Genomic DNA, 5930 nt, shown 5'->3' with positions numbered 1-5930 from the left:
CCCGGTTCGAAAGCATGTTCGAACCATAGCGAGGGGCACCGACATGTTCGGATCAGTCGTCCGGGCTGTGCAGTCGCACCGTTCCGCCGTCGAGGTCGACGCCCAGCGGATCGGCACCGGTGCCCTGGTCGTGCCGCGAGGTGCGCTGCCGCTGCTGTTCCTCGGCGACGTGGCGGTACGACGGCGACAGCAGCGTCTGGATCTCGCCGAACGCACCCATGACCGCTCCGCCGTTCACCGGCGGCTTGCGTTTGCGCCAGTAGATCCAGCCGCGCCGCTCGGCGTACAGGGCGGCGCGGTCCAGAATCACGCCGGCCAGGACGGCGATTGCGAGCCAGACAACTGCGGACATGCAGCCTCCGGGATGCTGTTCTCCGCTCGGGCGATCGAGGTGTGCGATCGGAGAGTACCGCTCACGGGCGCATACCCGCTGCGACCTCGTGCTCGCTCCCGCCGGAGCCCGACGACGAAGTGATATCGACGAGACCGGACAACACCGGCGGCAGCGGCGTCCGGTGGAGAACACCGAGCCGTTGAGTCGCGCGGGTGAGCGCGACGTATAGCTCGGCCGCGCCGCGCGGACCGTCGGCGAGAATCCGGTCCGGCTCGACCACCAGCACCGCGTCGAACTCGAGGCCCTTCGTCTCGTACGCCGCGACCGCACCGGGTACATCGGGCGGACCGATCACGATGCTGGTGCCCTCACGTCCGGACTCGTCGCGGACGAATTCTTCGATCGCCGAGGCGATGTCGTCGTCGCCGACGTGCCGGGACCACGGTGCGACTCCACATGCGCGCACCGACTCCGGTGGCGTTGTGCCGGGCGAGAACTCGGCGAGCAGCGCGGCTGCGACGGTCATGATCTCCGACGGGGTGCGGTAGTTCACCGAGAGCGACCGGTACATCCAGCGGCCGGGCACGTACGGTTCGAGCATCGCCTCCCATGACGACGTTCCCGCCGGTGACCGGCGTTGTGCGAGATCGCCCACCACCGTGAACGATCGGCTGGGGCAGCGTCGCATCAGCACCCGCCAGTCCATTTCGGACAATTCCTGCGCCTCGTCGACCACGACGTGCCCGTATGTCCAATCCCGATCCGCGATGGCACGTTCGGCGAGGTCTCGGGTGTCGCGTTCGACGAAGCGGTCCGCGAGATCCTCGGCGTAGAGCAGGTCGGTCGCGAACAGGTGGTCCTCGTCGTCCATGTGGTCCTCACGGGTCGTCAGGAGGTCGAGAACCCCGGCAGCGTAGGCGGTTTCCCTCTTTCTCTCGGTCTCGGCCGCGTCGACGGTGTCGACCGTGCCGAGGAGGTCGACGAGTTCGTCGAGCAGTGGCACGTCGGACACGGTCCACGCGTCGCCGTGCTCGCGCAGGAGCACGTCGTCGCCGCCGGCCGCCCGCAGCCGGCCGGGTGACGAGAACAGCTCCGACAACAGTATTTCCGGTGTCAGAACCGGCCACAGGTCGTCGAGAACTCGGGTGAAGACATCGTTCTCGGCGAGTTCGCCGCGCAGGTCCTCGCGCAGGTTCTCCCACGCCGCTCGGTCGTCGCGGGACAGCCAGCCCCGGCCGATACGAGCGATCGCCCGTTCCGTCAGCGCCCATGTCACGACGTCGGTGAACACGGCCCGGGCCTTGTTGTGCGGAAGACCGCTCGCGCGGGCCTCGTCCCGTGCCCACCGAGCGATCTCGGCGTCGAGCCGCACGGTGACGTCCGTGAGTTCGACGAGCACCGGATCCTGCGGCAGGCGCTGGCGGTCCGCGATCGCGGCAGTCAGCACATCCAGGATGGCCACCGAACCCTTCGATCGCGCGGCCTCGGGAGTGTCCTCGGCGGTGACGTGAAGGCCGGGCACGAGACCTCCGGTGGTCGCGAACACCACGTTCGTCTCGCCGAGCGACGGCAGGACGTGGGCGATGTGGTCCAGGAACGTCGGGTTCGGGCCGACGACGAGCACCCCGTGACGCTCCATCCGTTCGCGCTGCGTGTAGAGCAGGTATGCGACGCGATGCAGGGCGACGGCGGTCTTGCCGGTGCCGGGTCCGCCCTCGATGACCAGCACGCCCGGATGGTCGAGGCGGATGATCGCGTCCTGTTCGGCCTGGATGGTCGCGACGATGTCGCGCATGCCCTGCCCTCGCGGCGCGTTCACCGCCGCGAGCAGCGCGGCATCACCCCGGCCCCCGCGTTCACGACCGTCGGGGCGGCCGAGGACTTCGTCGGTGAACTCGACGACCTCGCGTCCACGGGTGTGGAACTGTCGGCGCCGCCGCATGCCTTCCGGGTGGGAGCCGGTCGCGACGTAGAACGGGCGTGCCGCCGGGGCGCGCCAGTCGAGCAGCAGTGGTTCGTATTCGTTCGCCCGGTCGAACATGCCGATGCGGCCGATGTAGGAGACTTCGCCGGTCGGCGTGTCGAGCCGGCCGAAGCACAGCCCGCCTTCCGCGACGTTCAGCCGCTGCACCTCCCGGGCCAGTGTGCGCACCTCGACCTCGCGATCCACGAGCGTCCCGCCGCTGCCCCGCAACGCGGCCGCATGCCGCGCCTTCGCCTCCGCCCGCTCGGCATCGAGCCGCGCGTACAGGCCGGCCACATAACTGCGCTCGGACCGGAGTTCGTCCTCATACCCTCGGATCGACATGTGCGCCTCACTTTCCTCGCCGCTGCGATCATGGGTTTCCGCTACGGCCAGCGATTGTGCGGCACGAGCGGGGCCTTGCCGCAAGACCCCGGGTGCGCTATACGTTGAAAGTGAGAGAGGCGCAGTGCCTCTCTTTTTCGCATACGCGAGTTCGCGTCCGAGAGTCTTCTGGGACGATCCGGTGATGGATCAGCCCGGATACGACGCGGTTGCCGACCTCTACGCCGACACCTTTCCCGCCACGTACATGAGTCCCCTCGAGCGCGCAGTGGTCGCAGCGTTCGCCGAATCGGTGCGCGACGGTCCGGTCGAGGGTCTCGTGGTGGACGTGGGCTGCGGCGTCGGCCACGTCACCGCCGATCTCTCGAGCAGACGACTGGACGTCGTCGGCGTCGATCCGAGCCGGGAGATGCTCCGGGTCGCGCGGGACCTGTACCCCGGCCTGTGTTTCGAGCAGGACGACGCGCACCTTGCCTCCACCGACCTCGGCGGCCGCGGTATCGCGGCGATCATCGCCAGGTTCAGCCTCATCCACATTCCGCCCGGTGGGATTCCCGACGTGCTCGCCGGCTGGGCATCCAGGACCGCCCGGGTGCGGTGGTCGCGGTCGCGGCGCAATCCACCGACGAAGCAGGGGAGGTCGTCGAGTTCGACCACGGCGTCGCGCCGGCCTGGCGGTGGCACCCGGATCGGCTCGCCGACTCGCTCGCCGTCGCCGGTTTCGACGAGATGTGGCGGACGGTCAGCCGTCCCGACACCGGATACCACCGGTTTCCCGAAGTGCATCTCGTGGCTCGTCGCCGCTGACCGGGACAGTCCGCTACTCCGGCTCTACACGAGACCCGACGGTGTGGACGACCTGGAGTTCGGGATCCCACGGGAAGAGCCCGTCGACGGCATCTTCCAGCTCGCTCAACGGGGGTAGTTCGGCGGGACCGAGTACGGACACGGTGACGGTGTCGCCCTGCCACGCCACATCCGTGACCTCGGCTCCGGGCGTCGAGCCGAGCCACTGCTGCGTCACGTTGGAAACCTGTCGAGCCCACAGCGACGCGAGGGAGTTGACGACCATCGGCACCGCGACAACGACCAGCGCGATCACCAGGATCACGTACGCACGCCGTCGCCCGGTCCTGAGACTGTCCTCCGCGGAGTAACCGGCGGCGACGAGAACGACGGTCGCGGTGATGATCATCGCGATCACGTTGGAGGCGAACAGGATGAACGCCCCCGCTGCCAGTGCCCCGGCTCCCGATCCCAGGCAGACGCCGACGACGGCAAGTGGCGGAACGAGGGAGATCGCGATGGCAACGCCCGGCAGGACGTCGCCGACGTCGCGGCGCGTAATGGCGACCGCCCCGACGAGGCCGGTCGCGAGAGCGGCGGTCAGATCCATCAGGGTAGGGGAGGTACGCCCGAGAACCTGCGAGTTGCTCAGCACGGAAGCCGGATTCGCCAGTACCTGAGCGAATACGACGCCGAGCAGGACGACCAGCACGATACCGGCGGCGATGTACAGCAGGCTGCGAACGATCAGAGATCCGCGCCCGACGGTGATGCCCAGTCCCACACCGAGTATCGGCGTGGACAGCGGTGCCACGATCATCGCGCCGATCACGGTTGCGGTCGAGTCGCTCACCACGCCCGCCACCGCGATCACGGCGGACAGTGTCAGCATCACCCAGAATGCCGAACGTTTCGCCCCGGCGTCACCGACGGACAGGTCCAGGCGGTCTTCGAGTTCGTCGAGGTCACGACGCTGGCTCGAGGGAATCACCAGGTGCAGCATTCACGACCTCCCGTCGGAGCCATCGCTTTCGGTTCCTGCCGAGTCGTTCGCCTCGGGAGGACGGTCGGACGATCGAGAATCCGACGTGGCGGTGGGCACAGAGTACGCCGGAACGCGGTCCGTCATCGAAGCTTCGGCCATCACCGGTGCAGCCACGAGCACCACGGCGAAGACGAACAGCCAGCCGATTCCGGTGAACACGATCCCGAGTACACCGAAGTGCGCATACGAGTCCGCGATCACCCGCGGCATCGCGATGCGGCTCGCAATGTCGAGCCCCGTGAGCAACGTCGCGGTGATCGCCCCGGTGATCCACAGGACCCGGCCGGAGACGAACCTCATCGTCAGCAGATAGGGGCATCCCGCCCACACACACGTCCACACGCACCATTGGCCGACCAGGATCAGGATCGGGATCTGCGACAGCTGGATCAGCGCGACGAGCGGGATGGAGCCGGCCACGACGAACAGGACCGCGAACCACCGCCAGGCATGGGACAGTCCGAGGCTCGGTGTGTGCCATACCTTTCCGTACATGCGGCCGAGAGCACGTGCGAACGACGTTCCGCTGATCACGACCATGATCACGCCGATGATCCCGAACGCGGCGGTCTGCGGGATCATCGGCGGGGCGTCGCCGGGGAGCAGGAGCGAGGTGTCGATGAGGAAGCGGTCCCGCACGGTGCGCCGTACGACCGTCGTGTCGGCAACGATCGATGCGGCCAGGAGAACCGGCAGGACGGACGTGAACATCTGAGCGGCCAGTGTCATGGCCCGGTCGACCAGCTCGATCTGTGCCAGTCCCACCAGGGTCCGCTCGACGACGCGACCGACAGGATTCGAGGACAGGTGAGCTTCGAGGGCGAGGATCACGGCGTTCTTCGGCCGAGGTTGCTCTGTGGGTGGAACCATGCCGAAGTCCTTCCGCCATCCCACGGGCCGAAGCCGATGGCACGTCGCGCAGTGCGTCTTCCGGGCCGCGCGCGCGGCCCGGAAGACGCACCTACCTAGCTACTGCCATTGTGCGCGGCGTCGACCTTCGCGATCGGTGCAGCGGAGACGGGGGTGGGGGCCGCAGTCGTTGCCGGGCGTTGTCCGACGGACCCGAGCATGCCGCTGATGTCGATACCGGAGGCTTCGAGTGTCTCGATCACGCCGGCGATGGTCGACGGGCTGATCCCGAGGATCGAACCCACCGACCCGGACACGCCGTCGGCGCCCCCGACGATGGAGATGCGGTCGATCTCGCCGACCGGCTTCGCGGCCGCGGCTGTCGCCTCGACCAGAGCCGCGAGGACGTCCGGCAGCATGAGCAGTTGCGCAGCGGCCGGGCTGTAGGCATTGAGTGCCGCCGCGATCTCCTGCTTGCCGCTCGCTTCGGCCTCGAGCCGGGCGCGCAGACCGTCGGCCTCGGCCTGCTGTTCGGCACGCAGCGCGTCGGCGGCGGCCTTGCGGCCCTCGGCCTCGGCTTCGAGGCGGGCCTTGATGCCCTCGGCCTC

Annotated in this window: 5 protein-coding genes and 1 pseudogene; 1 reads left to right on the top strand and 5 read right to left on the bottom strand. The window is 68.5% G+C overall.

Features of this window, described 5'->3' with window-relative positions; translation table 11 throughout:
* Positions 1-52 precede the first annotated feature (52 nt).
* Together ACN675_RS27215 and helR are read right to left on the bottom strand one after the other, a co-directional pair.
* On the bottom strand, positions 53-352 hold the full coding sequence (locus ACN675_RS27215; RefSeq protein WP_420753781.1) for a DUF6191 domain-containing protein: 300 nt from the start codon (positions 350-352) through the stop codon (positions 53-55).
* A gap of 61 nt (positions 353-413) precedes the next feature.
* Positions 414-2642 (bottom strand): RNA polymerase recycling motor ATPase HelR, encoded by a 2229-nt coding sequence (gene helR, locus ACN675_RS27210; protein WP_420753780.1) that lies wholly within the window; start codon positions 2640-2642, stop codon positions 414-416.
* 184 nt (positions 2643-2826) lie between these two features.
* On the opposite strand from helR, the pseudogene ACN675_RS27205 reads away from it, so the two are divergent.
* Positions 2827-3449: pseudogene (locus ACN675_RS27205) on the top strand (class I SAM-dependent methyltransferase).
* 13 nt (positions 3450-3462) lie between these two features.
* On the opposite strand, the gene ACN675_RS27200 reads toward ACN675_RS27205, so the two are convergent.
* From ACN675_RS27200 to ACN675_RS27190, 3 genes are all read right to left on the bottom strand, one after another.
* On the bottom strand, positions 3463-4431 hold the full coding sequence (locus ACN675_RS27200; RefSeq protein ID WP_420753779.1) for a TIGR00341 family protein: 969 nt from the start codon (positions 4429-4431) through the stop codon (positions 3463-3465).
* Positions 4432-5343 (bottom strand): hypothetical protein, encoded by a 912-nt coding sequence (locus tag ACN675_RS27195; protein WP_420753778.1) that lies wholly within the window; start codon positions 5341-5343, stop codon positions 4432-4434. It abuts the gene before it with no gap.
* 95 nt (positions 5344-5438) lie between these two features.
* On the bottom strand, positions 5439-5930 hold a 492-nt coding region (locus ACN675_RS27190), incomplete at its 5' end, for a flotillin domain-containing protein (protein ID WP_420753777.1).

It is taken from the genome of Rhodococcus sp. O3, from assembly GCF_048897285.1.
Lineage (GTDB): Bacteria > Actinomycetota > Actinomycetes > Mycobacteriales > Mycobacteriaceae > Rhodococcus.
Note: the sequence above shows the minus strand (reverse complement) of the source record. Positions and strands in the feature narration are given on the sequence as shown.

Bases quoted from the DNA above. Each gene is read 5' to 3' on its own strand.
- ACN675_RS27215 (WP_420753781.1), bottom strand. From the start codon at position 352: ATGTCCGCAGTTGTCTGGCTCGCAATCGCCGTCCTGGCCGGCGTGATT.
- helR (WP_420753780.1), bottom strand. From the start codon at position 2,642: ATGTCGATCCGAGGGTATGAGGACGAACTCCGGTCCGAGCGCAGTTAT.
- ACN675_RS27200 (WP_420753779.1), bottom strand. From the start codon at position 4,431: ATGCTGCACCTGGTGATTCCCTCGAGCCAGCGTCGTGACCTCGACGAA.
- ACN675_RS27195 (WP_420753778.1), bottom strand. From the start codon at position 5,343: ATGGTTCCACCCACAGAGCAACCTCGGCCGAAGAACGCCGTGATCCTC.